Annotated in this window: 20 protein-coding genes; 16 read left to right on the top strand and 4 right to left on the bottom strand. The window is 50.4% G+C overall.

Features of this window, described 5'->3' with window-relative positions; genetic code table 11:
* Positions 1 to 31: 31 nt before the first annotated feature.
* Entirely contained in the window at positions 32 to 1,087 is a 1,056-nt protein-coding gene (locus J2Z70_RS27845) for an ankyrin repeat domain-containing protein (protein ID WP_209878516.1), read from the bottom strand.
* A gap of 38 nt (positions 1,088 to 1,125) precedes the next feature.
* Complete coding sequence (locus J2Z70_RS27840; protein ID WP_036724867.1) at positions 1,126 to 1,881, bottom strand: DeoR/GlpR family DNA-binding transcription regulator; 756 nt, start codon at positions 1,879 to 1,881, stop codon at positions 1,126 to 1,128.
* A gap of 264 nt (positions 1,882 to 2,145) precedes the next feature.
* On the opposite strand from J2Z70_RS27840, the gene J2Z70_RS27835 reads away from it, so the two are divergent.
* The 6 genes from J2Z70_RS27835 (at position 2,146) to J2Z70_RS27810 (ending at position 9,443) form a co-directional block, all read left to right on the top strand.
* Positions 2,146 to 3,297 carry an iron-containing alcohol dehydrogenase gene (locus tag J2Z70_RS27835; protein WP_209878515.1) on the top strand — a complete coding sequence of 384 codons (1,152 nt, stop codon included), beginning with the start codon at positions 2,146 to 2,148 and terminating at the stop codon, positions 3,295 to 3,297.
* 29 nt (positions 3,298 to 3,326) lie between these two features.
* Entirely contained in the window at positions 3,327 to 4,802 is a 1,476-nt protein-coding gene (gene rhaB, locus J2Z70_RS27830) for a rhamnulokinase (RefSeq protein ID WP_209878513.1), read from the top strand.
* An 11-nt stretch (positions 4,803 to 4,813) separates the two neighbouring features.
* Entirely contained in the window at positions 4,814 to 6,070 is a 1,257-nt protein-coding gene (gene rhaA, locus J2Z70_RS27825; protein ID WP_209878511.1) for an L-rhamnose isomerase, read from the top strand.
* Between the two features lie 87 nt (positions 6,071 to 6,157).
* On the top strand, positions 6,158 to 7,003 hold the full coding sequence (rhaD, locus tag J2Z70_RS27820) for a rhamnulose-1-phosphate aldolase (RefSeq protein WP_209878509.1): 846 nt from the start codon (positions 6,158 to 6,160) through the stop codon (positions 7,001 to 7,003).
* A gap of 121 nt (positions 7,004 to 7,124) precedes the next feature.
* On the top strand, positions 7,125 to 8,219 hold the full coding sequence (locus J2Z70_RS27815) for an NADH:flavin oxidoreductase (RefSeq protein ID WP_209878507.1): 1,095 nt from the start codon (positions 7,125 to 7,127) through the stop codon (positions 8,217 to 8,219).
* 225 nt (positions 8,220 to 8,444) lie between these two features.
* Positions 8,445 to 9,443 (top strand): BclA C-terminal domain-containing protein, encoded by a 999-nt coding sequence (locus tag J2Z70_RS27810; protein WP_209878505.1) that lies wholly within the window; start codon positions 8,445 to 8,447, stop codon positions 9,441 to 9,443.
* A 658-nt stretch (positions 9,444 to 10,101) separates the two neighbouring features.
* Here the strand turns inward: J2Z70_RS27810 and J2Z70_RS27805 are convergent.
* Positions 10,102 to 10,578: a hypothetical protein gene (locus J2Z70_RS27805; RefSeq protein WP_209878503.1), complete on the bottom strand. Its 477-nt coding sequence runs from the start codon at positions 10,576 to 10,578 to the stop codon at positions 10,102 to 10,104.
* A complete protein-coding gene (locus J2Z70_RS27800) occupies positions 10,571 to 11,356 on the bottom strand; it encodes a MerR family transcriptional regulator (RefSeq protein ID WP_245368573.1) in 786 nt (261 codons plus the stop codon). Before J2Z70_RS27800 ends, J2Z70_RS27805 begins: the two co-directional genes overlap by 8 nt.
* A gap of 169 nt (positions 11,357 to 11,525) precedes the next feature.
* On the opposite strand from J2Z70_RS27800, the gene miaB reads away from it, so the two are divergent.
* The 10 genes from miaB (at position 11,526) to J2Z70_RS27750 (ending at position 22,653) form a co-directional block, all read left to right on the top strand.
* Positions 11,526 to 13,076, top strand: coding sequence for a tRNA (N6-isopentenyl adenosine(37)-C2)-methylthiotransferase MiaB (miaB, locus tag J2Z70_RS27795; RefSeq protein ID WP_209878499.1), 1,551 nt, complete (start codon positions 11,526 to 11,528; stop codon positions 13,074 to 13,076).
* 24 nt (positions 13,077 to 13,100) lie between these two features.
* Positions 13,101 to 13,553 (top strand): YlbF/YmcA family competence regulator, encoded by a 453-nt coding sequence (locus tag J2Z70_RS27790; RefSeq protein WP_076086829.1) that lies wholly within the window; start codon positions 13,101 to 13,103, stop codon positions 13,551 to 13,553.
* Between the two features lie 139 nt (positions 13,554 to 13,692).
* Positions 13,693 to 14,463, top strand: a complete 771-nt coding sequence (locus J2Z70_RS27785; RefSeq protein ID WP_036699096.1) for an NUDIX domain-containing protein — start codon at positions 13,693 to 13,695, stop codon at positions 14,461 to 14,463.
* A 48-nt stretch (positions 14,464 to 14,511) separates the two neighbouring features.
* Positions 14,512 to 15,063, top strand: coding sequence for a cysteine hydrolase family protein (locus tag J2Z70_RS27780; RefSeq protein WP_209878497.1), 552 nt, complete (start codon positions 14,512 to 14,514; stop codon positions 15,061 to 15,063).
* Positions 15,064 to 15,119: 56 nt separating this feature from the next.
* The gene (locus J2Z70_RS27775) at positions 15,120 to 16,571 is read left to right on the top strand and encodes a nicotinate phosphoribosyltransferase (RefSeq protein ID WP_036724857.1); all 1,452 of its coding nucleotides are present in this window, start codon (positions 15,120 to 15,122) and stop codon (positions 16,569 to 16,571) included.
* A 385-nt stretch (positions 16,572 to 16,956) separates the two neighbouring features.
* Positions 16,957 to 18,186, top strand: a complete 1,230-nt coding sequence (locus tag J2Z70_RS27770; protein ID WP_036724869.1) for a family 8 glycosyl hydrolase — start codon at positions 16,957 to 16,959, stop codon at positions 18,184 to 18,186.
* Between the two features lie 153 nt (positions 18,187 to 18,339).
* The gene (locus tag J2Z70_RS27765; RefSeq protein ID WP_209878495.1) at positions 18,340 to 18,585 is read left to right on the top strand and encodes a hypothetical protein; all 246 of its coding nucleotides are present in this window, start codon (positions 18,340 to 18,342) and stop codon (positions 18,583 to 18,585) included.
* An 86-nt stretch (positions 18,586 to 18,671) separates the two neighbouring features.
* Positions 18,672 to 19,751 carry a radical SAM/SPASM domain-containing protein gene (locus tag J2Z70_RS27760; RefSeq protein ID WP_209878493.1) on the top strand — a complete coding sequence of 360 codons (1,080 nt, stop codon included), beginning with the start codon at positions 18,672 to 18,674 and terminating at the stop codon, positions 19,749 to 19,751.
* A gap of 320 nt (positions 19,752 to 20,071) precedes the next feature.
* Positions 20,072 to 21,034 carry a hypothetical protein gene (locus J2Z70_RS27755; protein ID WP_209878491.1) on the top strand — a complete coding sequence of 321 codons (963 nt, stop codon included), beginning with the start codon at positions 20,072 to 20,074 and terminating at the stop codon, positions 21,032 to 21,034.
* Between the two features lie 608 nt (positions 21,035 to 21,642).
* Positions 21,643 to 22,653, top strand: coding sequence for a 2-oxoacid:acceptor oxidoreductase family protein (locus J2Z70_RS27750; RefSeq protein ID WP_209878490.1), 1,011 nt, complete (start codon positions 21,643 to 21,645; stop codon positions 22,651 to 22,653).
* The last annotated feature ends 25 nt before the right edge of the window (positions 22,654 to 22,678 follow it).

Genomic DNA, 22,678 nt, shown 5'->3' with positions numbered 1-22,678 from the left:
GGAGCAGGACAAGTGCTGGATGTCTCAGCATTTAGCGTTTGTAATCCGGCTGCGGCAAAGAAACGGGCTGTGGATTGGCTAGTACCCAATTCACGGCCAATTCGCATAATCTGGCCGGCTCATCATTGCCGTTGCCATGGCGCAGGTAACCGGCTAGTTCCGCCGCTTCCTTCAGGTGCGCAGGGTCCAGAGGTGTGCCCGAGGCGAAGTGCCGGAGCAGCGCATTCAGCATTTTACGGAAATCGGCATCCCAGTTGCCTCCGCCGTTATTCATGATTTCATGTGAGATCCGGCCGGTGATGCGAATGACCTCTCCCTGCACGGTGAGCGCATGTCCTGACGCCGGGATTAGTAATTCCCATAGCTCCTGGTGCTGATCCTGCCATCTTGTACTGTTTACCTCGATCTTGGAAACGCCGTCATGCATCACCCGCGCTGCTACAGGCTCCACATCGAACAGCTTGTACAGGGATTCGAGTGCATTTGAGGTTTCACTCAAGCGCTCTTTATTGAAATTGGATCTGGCGAATTCAAATGCTTTGCCGATCTTACTCACGGATTCCTTCATCTCCGGTGTGATCTCCGCTCCGGCATCAAGCAGGATCTGCGAGATTTCCAGCATGCTATCGATATCGCTATTCCGGCATTGTAATAAGGCTTTGGACAGCGGGGTGTTCCCCGACTTATTTACCGCATGGACATTTGCGCCATGGGCCACCAGATCCCGTACCGCCTGAGTCCGGTAATAGTTGACCGCAGCGTGCAGCGGGGTCTGGTTCTGATAATCCAGGGCTTCCAGCTCTGCACCAAGCTCCAGGAATAATGGAATATTGCCGGACCAGGTTCCAGCCTGGGAATACAGCGGGGTACGCTGGTATTTGTCCCTCGCATTAATATCGGCACCCTGCTCCACCAGCCAGCGGACCAGCTCATCCGGAATCTGCCGCATGCTGAGCGCGGGTTCTTTGTAATATCCCAAGGTTGCATCCCAATCACATTTTTCAAAAACAGCCTTTAGTGCATCGACATCCCCTGATTTAACCAGCTCGCCGAAGTCGGCGGGTAAGGTTTTTCTCTTTTTGCCCATTTGCCCATTTCTCCTCCCTAAAATGATTTCCCATGAACTTAGTACAGCACTTCCACATTCTTCTCGGACAACAGCTTCAGCCACGCCTCCGAAGGCTTGCGGTCGGTAATCAGCACATCGATCCGGCTTAGCTCTGCGAGCCTCGCGAAGGCCGTCTGATCGAACTTGGTATGGTCCGCGAGCAGCACAACCTTATGTGCCTGGCGCAGCATATATTTCTTCAGCTCACATTCCGGTTCATTGGAATCGGTGACCCCGCGGTCCATATCGAGGGCCTTGCAGCTGATTACGGCGGTGTCCACATTGTAGCGCTGAATGGTCTCATGGGCTACGGGGCCGACAAGCGACAGGGAACGGTGGCGGAGTGAGCCGCCTGTAGAAATAATGCTGTGGCTCGAACTTGCGAACTCATGGAGAATGTTGATCGAATTGGTGATGATCGTCAGATTACTTTTATTACCCAGCAGCTTCAGGAATTCAAACGAAGTCGAGCTGGGGTCGACCATCAACGTATCCCCGTCATTAATCAGATCCAGCGCCTGGATCGCTATTGCGCGTTTGATATCCGTATTGAGCGCTCCCCGGGTCAGAAAAGGCAGGTCCTCATTGGTATGCCTGTTCAGCATGGCTCCGCCGTAGGTCCGGCTTACAATCCCATCCTTCTCCAGCTTCTCCAGATCTCTGCGGATCGTCTCCTCTGTCACCTCGAACATCCGGCTCAGATCGGACACCAGCACACGCTTGTCCTGATGGACAAGGTCGATTATTTTTTTGCGTCTTTCGGCAGCGAGCATACGTATCACCTTTCCAGAGTTGATAGTCTTAATATAGCCTGTTATTTCTGTGTTGTACAACACAATTCACCTGATTTGCTCTGAAACCCACAATAATGATTGCTTATTTCCCGTAAAACAAACAATAAACAAATAAAAACAACTTATTTAGTGTTTAAAGTGTTGACAACACAGATTAACGGCGATACGATGAGAAGGTCAACAGGGAGATGTGCGCTTACAGTGTTCATTAACTATTTACGTGCCCGGGAGGCTGGTTAAGCAATGAGTACTCATGTCTATTATGTGCCGTCGATTAACATGATGGGGGAGGGCTGTCTGAAGGACATCGCCCCGTACATTCAAGAGCTGAAGCTGAACAAGGCGCTTGTGGTCACAGACAAGTTCCTGATGAAGAGCGGAATCGCCGGAAGGCTGCTGGCTGTGCTGGAGGAGGCGGGGATTCAGTATGTGGTATATGATGAAGTGAAGCCGAACCCCACCTGCAAAAATGTTCATGACGGCGTAGACTTTCTGAAGCAGCACGAATGTGACTATCTGATCTCCATCGGCGGCGGCTCGCCGCAGGATACGGCCAAGGCCATCGGCATTGTTGCCACCAACGGGGGGCATATTGCCGATTATGAAGGCGTTCACAAATCCAAGAATAAATCTCTGCCGATTGTCGCGGTGAACACGACGGCCGGGACTTCAAGTGAAGTGACGATCAACTACGTGATTACAGATGAAGAGCGCAAGATCAAGATGGTCATGGTAGACAAGAACAGTATCGCCACCATCTCGGTGAATGATCCGGAGCTGATGGTCGATAAGCCTGCTGCGCTGACGGCGGCTACGGGCATGGATGCACTGACGCATGCGATTGAAGCGCTGGTCACTCCAGGCGCATATCCGGTAACCGATGCTACGGCACTGGCTGCGGTGGAGCTGATCTTCGGCAATCTGGCACGGACGGTAACGAACGGACAGGATATTGAAGCGCGTGAGCAGATGGTCTATGCGATCTTCCTCGGCGGCCTTGCCTTCAATAATGCAGGCTTAGGCTATGTGCATGCCATGGCCCATCAGCTTGGCGGGGTGTATGATCTGCCGCACGGCGTGTGCAATGCAATGCTGCTGCCTTATGTGGAAGAAGAGAATGCCAAGCATGTGCCGGAGAAGTTCAGAGCAATTGCCAGAGCGGCCGGTATGCAGACTGAAGGACGCAGCGACAAGGAATGTGCGGATTACGTCATTGAGGCGATCAAGGCCTTGTCCAAAGAGGTTGGCATTCCTGCCAAGCTGTCCGAGCTGGGTGTAGCGGAAGTAGATCTCGATCTGCTGGCTGAGAACGCCATGAAGGATGCCTGCGCGCCCGGTAATCCTTTTATTCCTACCAAAGATGAAGTAATCGCGTTATTCCGCAAAATTCTGTAAATCACCTCCCATAGAATAGGAGATTCCCTATGACCTATCATATCGCCGTCGATATCGGCGCCTCCAGCGGACGGCTGGTGCTCGGACAGCTCGTGGACGGGAGCCTCCAACTGGAGGAGATTCACCGTTTCAGCAATGGCTTCACAGAGCAGGAAGGCTCCTGCTTCTGGGATATGGATTATTTATTGAATGAAATTATTAACGGTCTGCAGCAGGCGAAGCTAAGAGGCATTCACGAATGCACCCTCGGCATTGATACCTGGGCGGTAGATTATGTGCTGCTGGATGCCGAAGGCAAGCAGATAAGCCGGGTCTATGCCTACCGTGACCACCGGACCGACGGGGTGATGGAAGAAGTCGGGCGGCTCCTTCCGCCCGAGAAGGTCTACGCCAAAACGGGCATTCAGCAGCTTCCCTTCAATACGCTGTATCAGCTATATGCGCATGACCGGGAAGAACTGAAGGCGGCCGATCAGATTCTGCTGGTGCCGGATTATCTCTACTACCGGCTCGGCGGACGTAAGATGAACGAGGTTACCAATGCATCCACGACGCAGCTATTGGATCTTGCGGCCCGTGATTTCGATGCCCAGCTGCTGGAATTCCTGGGTCTGCGGCGTGAACAGTTCGCTCCGTTAACCGAGCCTGGGGAGGATCTCGGCTTCATTACGCAGGAGCTGCGCGCGGAGTATGATCTGCCGGAATGCCGCCTGATCTGCGTGGCTACGCATGACACAGCATCTGCGGTACTCGGTGTGCCTGCTCAGAAGGACCGTGCGTCAGCCTATCTTAGCAGCGGAACCTGGTCTCTGCTGGGAGTAGAGCTGGATCACCCGATCAATAACAGCAGAGCGATGGCCGCTAATTATACCAACGAGTGGGGCGCTTACGGGACTTACCGGTTCCTGAAGAATATTATGGGCCTCTGGCTGATTCAGGAAGTGCGCAGACTGGACGGCGGAAGATTTAGCTTCGCGGAACTAGCAGAGCAGGCCGGTGAATGCCCAGGCTTCCGCAGCCTGATTCCCTGCAATCATCCGCGGTTTTTGAACCCGGACGATATGATTCAGGAGATCCGCCAGGCCTGCCTGGAGAGCGGCCAGCCTGTGCCGCAAGCTACGGGCGAGCTGGCACGCTGTATCTTTGACAGTCTGGCGTTATCCTACCGCAGTCATCTGGCTGAGCTGGAAGAACTCACCGGGGAGCTAACCCAAGTGCTGCAGATTGTCGGCGGCGGCGCTAACAATGGGCTGCTGTGCCAGCTGACGGCAGATGTTACCGGCAGGGAGGTGCTGGCCGGACCGACCGAATCCACAGCCCTGGGTAATCTGGCTGTGCAGATGATTGAGGCGGGGCGCATGGCAGATATCCATGAAGCCCGGCAGACCATCTCACAGTCCTTCGCGATTCAGTCTTATCTTCCGCAGCCGGTTCCTGGGCTGGCGGAGCTGCTGCTCCGCTGGGAGCAGCTTCATCCGGGAGCGGATGTTCACAATACGTATTAGGAGGCAACAGCATGGATCAGAGCATCATTAACAGCTACAACGAAGCCAAGAAATTATATGCAGCCCATGGAATTCAAACGGATGAGGTACTGGAGAAGCTGGCGCAGATCAAAGTATCGCTGCACTGCTGGCAGGGCGATGATGTACGGGGCTTTCTGTTCAAGGATAAAGAGCTGAGCGGCGGCATTGCCGTGACCGGCAGCTACCCGGGACGGGCCGGTACACCGGATGAGCTGCGTCAGGATCTGGAGAAGGCCCTCTCGCTGATTCCCGGCAAGCATAAGGTCAATCTGCATGCGATCTATGCCGATACGAAGGAGCAGGTGGATCTGGATGAGCTGGCGCCGCGCCATTTCAAGAATTGGGTGGAATGGGCCAAGGAGCAGGGCTTAGGCCTTGATTTCAATCCGACCTGCTTCTCGCATCCGAAGGCGGCAGACGGGTTCACCCTGAGCCATGCGGACGAAGAGATCCGCAGCTTCTGGATTAAGCATTGCAAGGCTTCCCGCAGCATTGCTGAGCACTTCGGCCGCGAGCTGGGCCAGCCGTGTGTGACGAATTTCTGGGTGCCTGACGGCTACAAGGATACTCCGGTAGACCGGCTGGCACCGCGCATGCGACTGAAGGAATCGCTGGACGAAATCTTCAGCGAGGAGATGGATCCGCAGTACACTATCGATGCCGTGGAGAGCAAGCTGTTCGGTATCGGCTCGGAGAGCTACGTTGTCGGTTCGCATGAGTTCTACATGGGCTACGGCCTGACACGCGGTAAGGCCATCTGCCTGGATGCCGGGCATTTCCATCCGACGGAAGTGATCTCGAACAAGCTCAGCTCTATCCTGATGTTCAGCGAGCAGCTGCTGCTGCATGTCAGCAGACCGGTCCGCTGGGATAGCGATCATGTGGTCACGATGGACGATGAGCTGCTGGAGATTGCCCGCGAGCTGGTTCGCGGGGATCTGCTGCCGCGTACGCATATCGGCCTCGACTTCTTCGACGGCAGTATCAATCACCTGGCAGCATGGGTAATCGGCACGCGCAATACGATCAAGGCGCTGCTGCGCGCTATGCTGGAGCCGGTAGAGGAGCTTCGTGCCATTGAGCGGGCCGGAGATTATACCTCACGGCTGGCCCTGGTGGAAGAATTCAAGTCCTACCCGTTCGGTGCTGTCTGGGATTACTACTGCGCTTCGCAGGGGACCCCGGTCCGCGAGGGGTGGCTGGCTGAAGTGAAGCGCTATGAACAGGATGTATTGGCTTTAAGATAAGATCAGGCTGCTGAAATCACAATGACTGCTGAAATAATAAATAACAAGTACCCGCACGCTTAGGGTGCATATAGAAGGAGAGAGCATATGAGTACTTCCGTAATTGAATCCAAAGGGTATATATCCGGCGTCACCGCGCCTTTTATCGAGGAAATGTCCGAAATTACCCATCACATGTGGTCGCTGGGCTGGGATGAGCTGAACGGAGGCAACGTCAGTTACCTCCTGGATGAAGAAGAGGTAGCCAAGTATATCAATATCCGCGAGCCGCTGCGCACGATCAGCCTTACCTTCCCTGTAGCCGAGCTGGCGGGCAAATACTTCATCGTTACCGGATCAGGCAAGTATTTCCGTAATGTGATCAAGGACCCGGAGGCCAATCTGGGTGTGTTGCGTGTCAGCAGCAGCGGCGAGAGTGTGGAGGTGTTATGGGGATTGCGTAATGGCGCTGTTCCGACCAGTGAGCTGGCTTCCCACTTCATGAGCCATATCGAACGGCTGAAGGTAGATCCGGCGCACCGGATTGTGCTGCATACCCATGCAACGAATGTGATTGCCATGACCTTCACCCATGATCTGGATGAGCTGAAATTCACCAAGACGCTGTGGGAGATGTGCACAGAATGTCTGGTGGTCTTCCCGGATGGCGTCAGCGTCATTCCCTGGATGGTGCCGGGGAGCAGCGAGATCGGCCGGGCCACCGCTGACCGGATGAAGGAATACCGCGTGGTCATCTGGCCGCAGCATGGGATATTTGTTACTGGTGCGACGATGGATGCCACCTTCGGACTGGTTGAAACGATTGAAAAGGCTGCGATTGTCTATAACCTGATCGGCGGAAGAGAGATTCGGCAGAAGATCACCGATCGGCAGCTGGCAGATCTGGCTGCAGCCTTCCGAGTGACTCCAAAAGCCGGAGTGCTGGACTTATAAGACTTATCAAATCTCTTGTACTGGCAGTCATTTGCATTTGCCGCCGGGAACCGTCATACTATGCTTACTTAAAGTAATCATCAAGTAAGTAATCATCGTATGAAATGGAGGCTTGTGAATTATGAATGCTGCTGCATTGTTTGAACCTTTTGAATACGGAGGCTTGTCCCTCAGTAACCGTGTGGTGATGGCGCCGATGACCCGGGTGCATTCCCCTGAGGGCGTACCTGGCCCTGAGGTGGCGGCGTATTACCGCCGCCGCGCGGAAGGCGGGGTGGGTCTGATCATTACCGAAGGCACGGCCATTGATCATCCGGCGGCAGTCAGCCATCAGGATATCCCGAACTTCCATGGCGAAGCCTCCCTTGCGGGATGGGCGCAGGTCGTGAGTGAGGTGCATGCTGCCGGAGGCAAGATTATGCCCCAGCTCTGGCATGTCGGCATGGCCCGCAAGATCGGTGAGGGGCCTAATGCTTCGGCGCTGCCGATCGGTCCGTCCGGGCTGAATCTGGCCGGAGAGCAAGTTACAGAGCCGATGACTAAGAGCGAGATTCAGGCCATCGTCAGTGCCTTCGCCAAGGCAGCGAAGGCAGCCAAAGCCGTCGGCTTCGACGGCATAGAGCTGCACGGCGCCCACGGCTATCTGATCGACCAGTTCTTCTGGGAGAAAACCAACCGCCGCACCGATGAATACGGCGGCGATCTGGAAGCCCGCACTACCTTCGCGGTGGAAGTGATCGATGCCTGCCGCCGTGCGGTAGGACCGGATTTCCCGATCGTACTCCGCTTCTCGCAGTGGAAGAGCGGGGCCTATGACGCTAAGCTGGCGGAGACGCCGGAGGATCTGGCCCGTTTCCTGACCCCGCTCAGCAATGCCGGGGTAGATATCTTCCATTGCTCCACCCGGCGGTTCTGGGAGCCTGAATTTGCAGGCTCTGAGCTGAATCTGGCGGGCTGGACGAAGAAGATTACGGGCAAACCGGCGATTACAGTGGGCTCTGTCGGCCTGGACAGCGCATTCACCAGTGCGGTTATGGAGAAGAATGAGGATAACAACCTTGAGCGGCTGCTGCTCCGGCTGGATCAGGGAGAGTTCGATCTGGTGGCGGTAGGCAGAGCCTTGATCAGCGATCCGGCTTGGCCTGCCAAGGTACAGGCAGGCAAGATTAACGAGATTATTCCGTTCACCTCGGAGTCTACCAAGACATTGTATTAATCAATAGAGCTTGATCTGTAACACCCTGTGCCAAGCCATTAGGTTAGACTTCAAGTCTATCAGCTCATGGCTGCCTGCATGGGGTGTTTTTTTGCGGGTGAATCTTTGAAGATGTACTGATTGTTACTGTTTCTTATAATAATGTCAATATGCCAACACTCTTCTGTTTTCTCTCGAATACTGCTATTAATATAGCTGGATTTAGCTTGAGAGGGGAGCTGGAAAATGGCAATTTTATCTACAGGACCGATTGAGAATATTATTGCAAGCAATACGGGGACCCGGCCGACTCAAAGGGTAACACTCAAAATAGACGGCCGTAATATAACCGGATTCTTCGATATTCTTATTTTGGGTTATACCCTGAACGGCATACGCACCTTATATGTACAGGAGGAGATCACTGTGGCCCCCTCCCAAGTGGTTACCAAAATTTACTATGCGGACCTGGATGCTTTTGAATTCGTGTTCAACACGACAGGAACGGCAGTCTCCGAAGCGCAGGTATCTCTATGGGGCCAAAATGCCAGCGGGCAGCTGGTGACAGCACACCGGCTGGTCTCGCAGGAGTTGCTGGGAGAAGAGGCAACAGGAGTCACCGGAGCCACAGGAGTAACGGGTGCGACGGGAGTAACGGGTGTGACGGGTGCAACGGGAGTAACGGGTGCGACGGGAGTAACGGGTGTGACGGGAGTAACGGGTGTGACGGGAGTAACGGGTGCAACAGGTACAACGGGTGTGACGGGTGCCACTGGAGTAACGGGTGCCACGGGTGCAACGGGTGTAACTGGTGCAACGGGAGCCACAGGCGCACTGGCGTCATCTTATGCCTATATTTTCAATACGGGGGCCCAGACCGTGGCTACGGAAGCAGATGTTACTTTTGACAGCAATGAGAGTCTTGTCGGCTTCTCGCATACCCCTAATACAGCTCAGATTAATGTTGAGAATGCAGGAGATTATGCGGTAATCTTTATTGTCACCGCAGTGGAACCGAATCAGTTCACTTTGTATCTGAACGGTGCACCTGTAGGTGGCAGCGTCTATGGTTCAGGAGCGGGAACACAGCCTAACCCCGGGATGGTGATTATCTCTGTAGTCCCCGGCGATGTAATCACTTTAAGGAACCATTCCAGTGCCGCTGCAATCAATTTACAGACCTTAGCCGGAGGAACGCAGATCAACTCCAACGCATCGATTTTGATCTATAGGCTTGGGGATTAAGATGTCCGGCGGCAAGCTGGTTGTAATAAATAAGTCCGGGACCTTACATTTTAGGCCGGGCTTTTTTGTCGTATAGGAAATTATATTATCCGTCTGTTGTGGATAAGGGGGCCTAGCGTGGGGAGAAGTACTCTTTGAATGAGTCCGGAGGCCTCATGAGTATATGAGGAGCTCAGAATGTATGCGAAAAACAGCATACATTTGCTGGCGTGAAGGCTAGTGGCCCGAATGTATGCGAAAAACAGCATACATTTGCTGGCGTGAAGGCTAGTGGCCCGAATGTATGTGAAAAACAGCATACATTTGCTGGCGCGCAGGCTGGTGGCCCGAATGTATGCGGAAAACGGCATACATTTGCTGGCATGAAGGCTTGTGGTCCGAATGTATGTGGAAAACAGCATACATTTGCTGGCGCGTAGGCTTTTGGCCCGAATGTATGCGGAAAACGGCATACATTTGCTGGCGCGCAGGTAATCTCATTCACCCGCAGGGTGATTTTGTTGCGCTGGAGATACTCCTGAGTTGCGTGCCTCATACATAAGCTCTAAGCAATAAGTTGTTTTAAATCTGATGTTATACAAGACGCAATAGTCAGACTGCTGACTTGCCCTCTCTTCCTGCCGCCGCGCGGTAGGACCGGATTTCCCGATAGTACTCCTTATCCCGGCCCCAGGCGGAATTTCTTCTCGCATACAGACTTCGCGCTATCCCCTCGGGATTTGTGGGTCGCTACTACCTCCCCGTCATACAGGATTGTGCAGCTTATCCAAGTGGCATCGGCATCCTTTTCTGCTTGTACCCTGGTAGAGGTTAACGGTATGAACGTGTCTTTGGGGACAGCAAATTCCTCTCTGTAAGGGAGTTCGATAGAATCGAAATATACACTCTGCGGATGGTCACGGGCATTGACTTCCACCTCCAGATTAAGTGCTGCATCACTATCACTTTCAATTAGCACCTCTACGAGTATAGCGTCCGCTTCCGGTTCAACCGTTGTTGTTGACTCCTCAGCTTTCTTTTCACGTATTGGATCTGTAGCTGTTCCACAGGTTGACAATAGGATCACTACTCCTGCCAGTACAGCCAGCATCCAAGGATTCTTAAGAATGCCCAGTGATTGTAGCCCTCTATTCATGCCGGTTCTCCTCTCTATGCCCAAGATAATATCCGATCATCTCATCTATAAAAGACATCATTGCGCTATCCATGCCCATCACGACAGGAGTCGCACCGTCAGCGGGCCGGATCATTTCCCAATACCTATCCAGCAGCGTCTCATTACCTTCAAAAAGGTCCAGCGCCATGCTATATAAACGGCCAGCCAGCGCATGAGCTTCTGAAGAATAGGGGGACGAGGCCATCAACGGTACGGCTTGCTCTAAAAGGCGTACAAGCTCCTCCGCTTTGTTGCTGCCGCCGCCCAGGATAGGGAGACGCTTAAGCAGCTCAACCTCCTCAACAGTTAGTGACGGCTCCTCCCTGAATTCGGCTGGAATGATTCCATCACTTAGAGGACGGTCATTCATAGCCGCAAGGACCTGCATTAAATCTTGCAGATGCTCTGTACCTTTGAGCCGGAGGGTATGAAGAGTAGACCTGAGATAATACTGCTTGCGGCTTAACTCTTCTTTTTTTTGTTCGATCAGCTCGATCTGCTCATGCAATGATGCTATCCAATGGTCATGTTCATCCGCAGGGCTCTGATTCTGTAACAGCTCTTTTATTTGCTCTAAGGTGTAGCCGATCGATTTCAATAACAGAATTTTTTGAAGCCGGATTACAGCTTGGTTATCGTAGAAGCGGTAACCGTTCTCAGAGACCCTTGTGGGCTGCAGCAGTCCAATATGCTCATAGTGGTATAAGGTTCTTTTGCTGATATTCGCTGTCTTCGCTAAATCGCCAATACGGATCATAGTCACGACTCCCTCCTTATCATCACTATAAACGATAACGTATACGTTACAGTAAAGCCCCTAGCTTCTGAAATGTTCAGAATGGATTATCTTGGGAGCGGTATGATATAATTTTACATTAGAAAAGCACGGAAAATATGGGGACATCAGCAGAGGATGTGACTTTAGCATGGCGAAGGGGAGCAAGGATTACGGGCAGTATTTCGATTTCACGGATGCCAAGATCGTCAGCGAGACTGAAGGCAAGACCACTTACCGGATCAAAGGCAGGAACGTGCAGATCAACAGCCAGCCCGATTACAAGGAAGGCAAGCGGCGGGGCAAGGAAGAGATTGAAGTGCTGTATCACTTCGACATTCCGCCGGAGATGGCAGATTTCGGTGCAGGCAAGAGCTATCATATTACCACCTACGGCTGCCAGATGAATGAGCATGACACGGAGACGATGAAGGGTATGCTGGAGCAGCTCGGCTACCGGGCGGCTGAAGACCGCAGCGAGGCTGATATTATACTACTTAATACATGTGCGATCCGCGAGAATGCGGAGGATAAGGTATTCGGAGAACTGGGCCATCTCAAAACACTGAAGCTGGAGAAGCCCGGCCTGCTCCTGGGGATCTGCGGCTGTATGTCCCAGGAGGAGGGCGTGGTCAACCGGATCATGAGCCGGTACGGCTTCGTGGATCTGATTTTTGGCACACATAATATCCACCGCCTGCCGGAGCTGATTAAGGAAGCGGTGTTCAGCCGCGAGCTGGTCATTGAGGTCTGGTCCAAGGAAGGCGATATCATTGAGAATCTGCCGAAGAAGCGGGAGGGTCTGCGCGCCTGGGTGAACATTATGTACGGCTGCGACAAGTTCTGTACGTATTGTATTGTGCCGTTCACCCGGGGGAAGGAGCGGAGCAGACGTCCCGAGGATGTCATTGCCGAGGTGCGGGAGCTGGCCCGCCAGGGCTTCAAGGAAGTAACGCTGCTGGGGCAGAACGTGAACGCATACGGCAAGGATTTTACGGACATTGATTATACCTTCGGCGACCTGATGGACGACATGCGGGGGATTGATATTCCGCGTATCCGGTTCATGACCTCGCATCCGCGTGATTTTGACGATAAACTGATTCACGTGCTGGGCAAAGGCGGCAATCTGGTGGAGCATATCCATCTGCCGGTGCAGTCGGGAAGTACAGCCGTGCTGAAGCGGATGAGCCGCAAATATACCCGTGAAGCCTACCTGGAGCTGGTCCGTAAGATTAAGGCAGGCGTGCCGGATGCGGTGCTGACTACGGATATTATCGTCGGCTTCCCGGGTGAGACGGAGGAGCAGTTCGAGGAGACACTGTCCCTGGTGCGCGAAGTAGGGTATGATATGGCGTATACCTTCATTTATTCTCCGCGCGAAGGGACTCCGGCAGCCGGGATGGACGATAATGTTCCGTCAGAGGTTAAGAGCGCGCGTCTCCAGCGTCTGAATGATCTGATCAAGGAGCAGAGCCGTCTGGGGAATGAGCGGATGCTGGGCCGGCGGGTGGAGGTGTTGGTGGAAGGTACGAGCAAGAATAATGCCCGGATGCTGGCCGGACGTACCCGTGACAGTAAGCTGGTGCATTTTGAAGGCCCGTCCTCCCTGATTGGCACGCTGGTGCAGGTGAGCATTACCGGCGCGAAGACTTGGTACATTAGAGGGGACTATCAGGCGGAAGCCGCAGCGGTCCTCTAATTATAGAGAAATGAGGCGAGAAGAATGAGCCAGGAAGAAGCACGACTGAATGAATATGGCATGCAGACCCACAATACCCGCGATTTAATTGTCCGGGAGGATATTATGGGCAAGGCGAAGGACTTGGCTGCACTCATCTCCACCAGTGAGGAGGTCCGTCATTTCCAGCAGGCCGAGCAGAAGATTCTGAATCACGAGCGTGTGCAGGGACTTATTGCTACAATTAAGAAGAAGCAGAAGGAGATCGTGGCGTTCGAGAGCTTCAAGAACCAGGCGATGGTCGCGAAGATTGAACGTGAGATTGAAGAGCTGCAGGATGAAATCGACAGCATCCCGGTCGTGAACGAGTTCCAGCAGAGCCAGAGCGATATCAATTATCTGCTGCAGATGGTGATTTCAGTGATCAGGGATACCGTTTCGGATAAAATCAATGTGGAAGCAGGCACCGAGGCGCCGCCCTCCACTTGCGGAGATTAATGCAGAATCACCCGGGGGCGGATGTGAATCCGTCCCTTTTACATATCTGCGGCCTGCTCCGGTTGATTTTGGGCGGACAGGTTTGGTACATTAAAAGATACGAACAACAAACAATAGCTGCGGCAAAGGATGATCTATAGTGACTGAGAACGCGGAACAAACCTATAACGCCAAGAAGTACCGCACTCCGGATGGCGTTCCGGCGGATATTGTCATGTTTACACTGACCAAGCGCGAGCGGAAGACCGTCACGAAGACGCTGCCGCTGCGCGAGCTGAAGGTGATGCTGGTCCGGCGCAAAAAATGGCCGTGTGCGGGCATGTGGGCCCTGCCGGGCGGCTTTTGCCAGGAGGATGAATCGATCTATGATGCCGCTACGCGCGAGCTGAAGGAAGAAACGGGCGTGGACGGCGGACATCTGGAGTATCTCGGTGTCTACAGCCAGCCGGGCCGTGATCCGCGCGGCTGGATTATCAGCCATGCTTTCTTTGCACTGGTGGAGGAGTGGATGCTGGAGCAGCGGCAGGCCTCGGATGATGCAGGCGAGGTTGGCCTGTTCACACTGCAGGAAGCGCTTGAGGAGCTGGAACTGGCTTTTGACCACCATGATATTATTACCGATGCCTACCTGCGGATTCAGCAGCAGATGCTGCAGACGACGATTGCCCGGCAGTTCCTCCCGCGTCATTTCACGCTGAGCGAGCTGTATCAGGTGATCCAGACGGTGGTGCCGGAATTCAAAGAACCGAATTTTATCCGCAAAATTACGTCAACACGCAGCCGTCAGGGTATATTAAAAGAAGTGAGCGATGAAGCGGGGAATCCGCTCAGCTCCAATCAATACTCCCAGCGCCCGGCACAGCTCTATATGTTCACGGACCATGAGCCGTTATTATCCATTTATACGTAAGCTGCCGGGAAGGGCAGGCCCATTAACCTTTTAGGAGGCTATCCTACCATGAGAGCACTGATTGTAATTGATTTCACGAATGATTTCGTTGACGGGAACCTGCCTGTCGGCCAGCCCGGCATCGATATTGCGCCCAGAGTCAGTGAACTGACGGAACAATTCGTGCGCAGCGGGGACTATGTGGTGATGGCTGTAGATCTGCATGAAGCGGATGACCCGTACCACCCGGAGACCAAGCTGTTTCCGCCGCATAATCTGCGGGGAAGCGAGGGGCGTGAGCTGTACGGCAGCCTGAAGGCTGTCTACGAGGCGAACCGGGAAGCCATCTACTGGATGGACAAAACGCGTTACAGCGCCTTCTGCGGCACGGATCTTGCGCTGAAGCTGCGTGAACGGGGCATTACCGAGGTGCATCTGATCGGGGTATGTACGGATATCTGTGTACTGCATACGGCAGTGGATGCCTACAACCACGGCTTCGGGATTACGGTGCATGAGGATGCCGTCGCCAGCTTCAATCCTGACGGTCATGTATGGGCGCTTGGACACTTCCGCGGCAGTCTTGGCGCGAACGTTGTCACGGGCGCTATAGAGAAGTAGCACATCAGCAGAGACAGAACCCAAATACAACAGTGGAATGACTAGGAGATGAGGACTTGAGGAGAGAACTTGCTCTACATACAGACAAATACCAGATCAATATGATGTATGCCCATTGGATGAATGGTACACACAAGCGCCGGGCGGTGTTCGAAGCCTATTTCCGCAAGCTGCCGTTCGGCAACGGCTTCGCTGTATTTGCCGGGCTGGAGCGGATCGCCCAGTATATTGCCGAGCTGCGGTTCACGGAAGAGGATATCCGCTACCTGTCGGAGCAGGAGGAGAACTATGCGCCGGCCTTCCTGGAGGAGCTGCTGCAGTTCCATTTTCAAGGCAGTCTTCACTCCATGAAGGAAGGGGCCCTGGTGTTTCAGGATGAACCGCTGATCCGGGTCGAGGGTACGATTATGGAGGCGCAGCTTGTCGAGACTGCGATCCTGAACTTCATGAACTATCAGACGCTGATTGCTACCAAGGCGTCACGGATCAAGCAGGTGGCCCCGAATGATACGCTGCTGGAGTTCGGAACGCGCCGCGCGCAGGAAGCGGATGCCGCAGTCTGGGGCGCTCGCGCCGCTTATGTCGGCGGCTTCCATGCGACTTCTAACATGCTGGCCGGCAAAAAGTTCGGCATCCCTACGAAGGGCACCCATGCCCATTCTTGGGTGCAGAGCTTCCCAAGCGAGCAGGAGGCGTTCGACGCTTACGCGCGGGTAATGCCGGACGGCGTGACGCTGTTGGTGGATACGTTCGATACCCTGCGCAGCGGTGTGCCGAATGCGATCAACACGGCGAAGAAGCTGGAAGCGCAGGGCAAACGGATGAACGGCATCCGGCTGGACAGCGGTGACCTTGCTTATCTGTCCCGCAAGGCACGCGAGATGCTGGATGAAGCCGGGCTGCAGTATGTGAAGATTGTGGCCTCCAATGATCTGGATGAGAACACCATCATGAACCTGAAGTCGCAGGGGGCGGCGATCGACACCTGGGGGGTCGGAACCCAACTGATTACCGCTTCGGATCAGCCTTCGCTGGGCGGCGTCTATAAGCTGGTCGAGATCGAAGCGCCAAGCGGCGAGATGATCCCCACGATTAAGATCTCTTCGAATCCCGAGAAGGTATCCACTCCCGGCAAAAAGGAAGTCTACCGCATTATCGGCCAGAACGGCAAGGCGCTGGCTGATTATATCAGCTCCGCCGATGAGCCAGCACCCCGCAGTGGAGTGCGGCTGAAGCTGTTCAATCCGCTGCATCCTTACATGAAGAAGCATGTGGAGCGTTACGACGCGGTGCGGATGCTGGAGCCGATTGTAGTGAACGGGTTCCAGGTCTATACCCTGCCGGAGCTGGCGGAGATCCGCCGTTACCATGAGGAGCAGCTCGACCTCTTCTGGCCGGAGTACTTGCGCAAGCTGAACCCGGAAGTGTTCCGCGTGAATCTCAGCGAACAGCTATGGAACCGCAAGCAGCAGCTGATTGCGGAGCATATGATTACCGATGTGGAGTAACCGGACTGTATTGCAGGAATAGAGATGTTGACTTAGCCCCTTCAAACCGGTTGAATTGTTTTCCGGCTGAAGGGGCTGTTGCTGCATCAATGGAGGAAGGCCGCTGGGCAGGCTTCTACTTGCTATCATAACGGGCACTTCTTACGTAGGACCATATGCTTATTGACATAGATACTCTGGAATAATATATTAAATATGTACCGATTTACAATTTTAGTAGAAGAAGATTATTTTTTTGGGACAAAAGTATAAGCGCTTTAACTTTTGTCCGGCAGGCAGCATCCGCAATATCCAGTAAGGAGGTGAGCTTTTCCTACAGCTGTCCGTTTGTGAATACAATGGGTTCTCTTAAGTATCCACCCCAACCACAAGGAGTGAATGGATGATGAACAAGCAAGGGAAACGCAAGCTGCACTGGAAAAGTCTGATGCTTCTATGTCTGGCCATATTTATCCTGCCTGCCGGATCTGCCTTCGCCGCTGTGAACAAACCGTTCCCGCAGCACACCACCTATACAAGCGGAACCATTAAACCGAACAATGTCACTCAGACCGTCATGGATAACGCCGTCAAGACCAAATGGGATGCCTGGAAAGGCGCATATCTTAAGCCTGCCGGAACAGGCAAATATTATGTGAAATATAATTCAGCCGGGGAGACGGTCTCTGAAGCACATGGCTATGGTATGCTGTTCACCGTGCTGATGGCCGGCTACGACAGTAACGCACAGACCTACTACAACGGACTCTACAATTATTACACAGCACATCCAAGCGCCATCAACCCCTATCTGATGTCCTGGAAGCAGAACAGCAGCTTCCAGAATATCGAAGGGGAAGACTCCGCAACCGACGGAGATATGGATATTGCCTTCTCGCTGCTGCTGGCCCACAAGCAATGGGGAAGCAGCGGAACCGTCAACTATCTGCAGGCTGCGACGAATATGATTAACGCTATCATGGATAATGAGATTAATCAGACCCAGTGGACGATCCGTCTCGGGGACTGGGCGAACAGCGGCTCATACAATACGGCTACCCGCCCTTCAGACTTCATGCTCAATCACCTGAAGGCCTTCCAGGCTGCTACAGGGGATGCCCGCTGGCAGAATGTAACGAACAAGACCTACACCTTAATCAACAGCCTCTACACCGGCTATAGCTCAACCACCGGCCTGCTGCCGGACTTCGTGGTCTACTCCAGCAATACCTATAAGCCGGCTGCGGCTAATTTCCTGGAGGATGCCAACGACGGCAACTATAACTATAATTCCTGCCGCACCCCGTGGCGGATCACCACCGATTATCTGCTGACAGGCGATAACCGGGCCTTATCCCAGCTGAATCAGCTGAACAGCTGGATCAAGACCAAAGCAAGCAATACGCCGGGTAACATCAAGGACGGCTATAAGCTGAACGGAACCACCTTCGGCAGCTATAACAGCGGCGCATTCTATGCCCCCTTCGGCGTAAGCGCAATGACCTCCTCCGCCAACCAGAGCTGGCTGAACTCCCTGTGGAGCCATACGGCGAACAGCGCGGCAGAGGATTACTATGAAGACAGCATCAAGCTGTTCTCGATGATTGTCATGTCAGGCAACTGGTGGGCTTACTAAGCGGTACACGGCAGCTTCCCGGTGTAATTCGGTGAAGCTGCTTTTTTTTCGATGTAAGGGCAAGTTGTTCAAGAAGACGCCATTATATTTCAAATATTTAAAGTATATTTATTCTTTTTTAGTCCAGACTCATAAAAAAAGGGGGTGGAAAATATGTCAATAAGAAGTATTCCGGATTTAAGTCATTTAAAAGTTGATGATTTAGTTAGGGTTATTAAAGAAAGTAACCAGTTTGAAATCGAAAAGACTAGAGAATATGTTGATCTGTTTTTGAAACATGCGGATTCTATTAGCTCTCTAGAATCTAACAATGTTGAAAAAATTTTAAAAATGATGAATTCTGCAACAATGGCTAGAGGTGATGGAGGATGCGGTTCTGTGAGCGGTGGTTGTTGTTAGTGAAAAACAATTAACTATTTGGGCTCAGGAAATTCTTGGGCCCATCAAAACTGAAAAAAATATAACTTTGATGGAGTGATGTTAATATGCTTTCAAAACTTACCTTAATAGTTACACACAATTGCAATTTAAATTGCAACTATTGTTATGCAATGGGTGGTGATTATGGCCTTCCTGTAGGACAAATGTCAAAAGAAGAAGCAATTAAAATAGTAGAGCATTTTTGGAACGCTTTTAATGGAATCAAAGAAATATTTTTCTTTGGGGGAGAGCCGTTGCTGGCTATTGATACTATCGAGTCGCTCTGTATTCATTTGAAAAATAAAGTTAAAGAGAGAAAAATAAAGGAATTGCCGTTGTTTACATTAATAAGCAACGGAACTAGAGTAAATCAACGCTTTGCATTAATTGCAAAAAAATATTGCTTTGATATCACTATCAGTATTGATGGTCCCAAAGAAATTCACAACACAAATAGAAAACTTAAATCGGGAAATGGATCATTTGACAAGGCAATTAAAGGTATTTCAATTTTAAAGAAACATAATATTCCTTTTTCTATTGAATGTACCTATACCAAGGAACATATAGAAAATTCTCATACTCCATTATCAATATATAAATACCTACAGTCATTTGGGCCCAATAAAATTATTATTACAGAACAATTGGATGCCAAGTCGGAATATGTAAACAATTCATCGAAAGAAGATTACAAAAATAATCTATATAACTCGGCTATAGAATTGTTTAAGCATGCAATTGATGAATGTAAATCTTGTGGGACACTGAACCATGCCGGATTACACAAATCCTATGATTCATTATTAAATAAACCTAAAGGAATAAGTCAGAGATTTTGCGGAGCTGGTATAAATAATTTTGCAGTGAATCCAACAGGTGAAACGTATCCTTGTCATATGTTTAATAATCAGGTTTCCTTCAGTTTGGGAACGTTTCAGAATGTTGATGGACCAGTAGAAATAATCCCGAAAAAAGAAGACTATGAAGCTTGCAGTACATGCCCTGTAAAAAGCTTATGCCGATCATGCCCTGCAAGAATGTATTTCTATCATGATTCTGAGAAGATAGCACCTATTGAAAGTGAGTGTAAGATAATTATGAGTTACTCTTGCCTTGCGATGAATTCGATTCAGAATAAATAAATTTAAAATGGATAAATAACCTGTAATAAATGCTTTAAACAATAGAAGTTATAAGTGGAATGAAAATAATTGGGAGTAAGTTTTTAGGACTTAACTTAGAGTGTACTGTTATTATTTTGAAATGGAAGCCACTAAGTCTTTTTACATTATATTGAATGTTGAGGAGGCAAGTTTTTTGATTTACAAATTGTTACACAAACAACTATAATAAAGCTTGATCTTGCTGAGTAGAACAACTGTTATATAATCAAAAGATTTATAGTTATTTGTATTTTATGTTCGCATTAGATTCTAAACATTTAAAAAGTAGGAGGACTATTATGAGATTAAGTGAAATAGCTAGCATTGTACAAGACCTTAAACCTGAAATATCTTTTAAAATACAGGCTTTAAGCAACGGGGATTTTAGAGTACATAATTATAAACAGACTATTTTTAATATTGACAATTTGTCTCAGATTGGATTTATCGATGCAGAAATAGAAATACTTAAAGGTATGGACTATATCTATTCGAATAAATCTTCAGTGGACTATGTTGATGTTGATAAATCTGCAAAACTGAATTTGGAACGTGCTGAACAATATATTAAAAAGAAAATTGATTCCATTTTAGATGTTGCACATATTTCAATTCCTCCAGAATCCTCGGAATCAATTGATGTAAAGCTTCCTAACTTTAAAAGTTTAAAGGATACATCGAAATTCTTTAACGATTTGAATAATATCTTAGAAATTGTGGTTGTTAATAAAGATATCAATGGAAAGGTGGAATTGGAGAACTTTGAGTCAGGTTCTTTATGGATTTCAATTGGTTTAGGAACTTCTGCCGCTGTTTCGATAATAGGCAATATTGTAAACACAGCATTAAATTTAAAATCAAAATATTATGAAACTGAAACTCTAAAGGCAGCTGCTAGATCATTAAATGCTACTGCAGACGCGCAAGAATTGTTAGTTAAGGCTCTAGATGAAAGCCTAACTAATGTAAGTAAAGTTCATGCTACGGAACTTTTGGAAAATTCTCCAATAAATAATAACACTCCAGAATATTTAAGTAAATTTGAGCATGTTGTGATAACTTTCACCAGATTGATTTATGAGGGAGCAGAGATCCACCCTGCTTTAAATGCTCCAAAAGATACTAAAGATAAATTTCCTTCATATCCTAAATTAATACAGTCTAATTCAGTAAAAGAATTGCAAGAATCAACACAAGGTTCTGTTGAAGAAGATCAACAACCTACTGATGAAGATGATAAAGAATCTACTGAATTTTCTTAAATCTGGGCTTCTAATGAGAGTAGAAATATCAGGAGATCACTATAAATAATTATTCTTGCAGTCAGTTAATTGACACTGGTTCTGATCGTAAATAAATCGTTGAGAGAGTAAGCTCCTTATTTCTAAGTTCATCTAAATCGTTTTGTATTCAAGCATACATAAAATAACCCGTAGTCTTACGTCTGACGGGTTATTTTATGTATGCTTAATGGCACTAACGATTATTAAATCGAAAAAATATTATAACATAAAAAGTGGACAATTATCATTGACGATATTGCAGATTTATTGTACACCAAATATTCTGTGATATTTTTAACATCTTAATTTTTAATTTTATTGCTAAATTAAGGATGACATCTCATCCACAGTTTGCTTGGGAAAGTGCGGAATTACACAGAATTTTCACATTTTGTCGTTTTCATGGAAGCTTTCCTTCTATTGAAATTACACCGCACTGTCGCGTATAAAGGAACCTGCCCGAATCTATAAAGAATTGTGATTTCCTGAGCGTGGAAAATGCAAGATTTGTCACTTCGCGGCTTGCAAAATCAAGTTACAATCGCTCTAAAAAGTCAAAAGGATGTACTAAGAAAGGGGTTATGTCGGTGGTACAATTGCCAATAGTAAATGAGCTGGGATTCTTTGAGATTCGTCTGGAATCCATTGGAGGCCTGGGCGCGAACCTGGCAGGTAAAATGCTGGCGGAAGCAGGAGTGGTCGGCGCAGGGCTGAACGGCGTCAGCTTCTCATCGTACGGTTCGGAGAAGAAGGGGTCTGCGGTTAAGGCTCACATCCGCTTCTGTGATATGGATACCCATATCCGCGATACTTCACCAGTCGAGCGTCCGCATGTTGTCGGCGTATTCCACGAAGCACTTGCCAAGACCGTTAATGTAACCAGCGGAATTCATGAACACAGCACCGTTCTTGTGAACTCGGCCAAGACGCCGGAAGAACTCAGAGAGCTGCTGAAGATGAAGGCCGGCACGATTGCGGTAATCGATGCTACCAGCATCGCACTCAAGGAGAAGAACCGTGTTAACATGGCCATGCTCGGGGCGCTGTTCCGGCTCTGCCCGTTCCTGGATACGGATATCATGAAGGGCGTCATTGAGAAGTCGCTCGGCAAAAAATATCCGCAGGCCGTCCAGTCGGCCATCACGACCTTCGAGCGCGGCTACAATGAAGTGAAATTCATGCAGTTCGAGCTGGCTGCCGGCGACAGCATGCCGGAATATGTCCGTTCCGATATCTCGGCTCTCGGTTATGAGACTCAGCCGATGGGCGGAACGATCACGAATCCGGGCGGCAGCTTCCTGAAGAATCTCAGCATCTCCCGTTCCGGTATGCTTCCGGCATTTGAGATCGAGTCCTGTATCAACTGCGCACAGTGTGACACGGTATGTCCTGACCAATGCTTCGTGTGGGAAGAGCGCCTGGACCGCAAGGGCCGTTCGCAGATGTTCCTGCTCGGTATTGACTACCAGTACTGTAAAGGCTGCCTGAAATGCATCGGTGCCTGCCCGACCTCGGCATTATCCAGCATGAGGGAGAAGGAAGGCTATGCGGACAGCCATGCCGTGAAGCATCAGTTCGATCTGGTTACTCCAGTCTAAAACCCGGAAGAAAGGTGGAATACAT

Source organism: Paenibacillus silagei, assembly GCF_017874735.1.
Taxonomy (GTDB): domain Bacteria; phylum Bacillota; class Bacilli; order Paenibacillales; family Paenibacillaceae; genus Paenibacillus_AQ; species Paenibacillus_AQ silagei.
The sequence above is the reverse complement of the archived record's forward strand: the minus strand, read 5'-3'. Positions and strand labels throughout refer to the sequence as shown.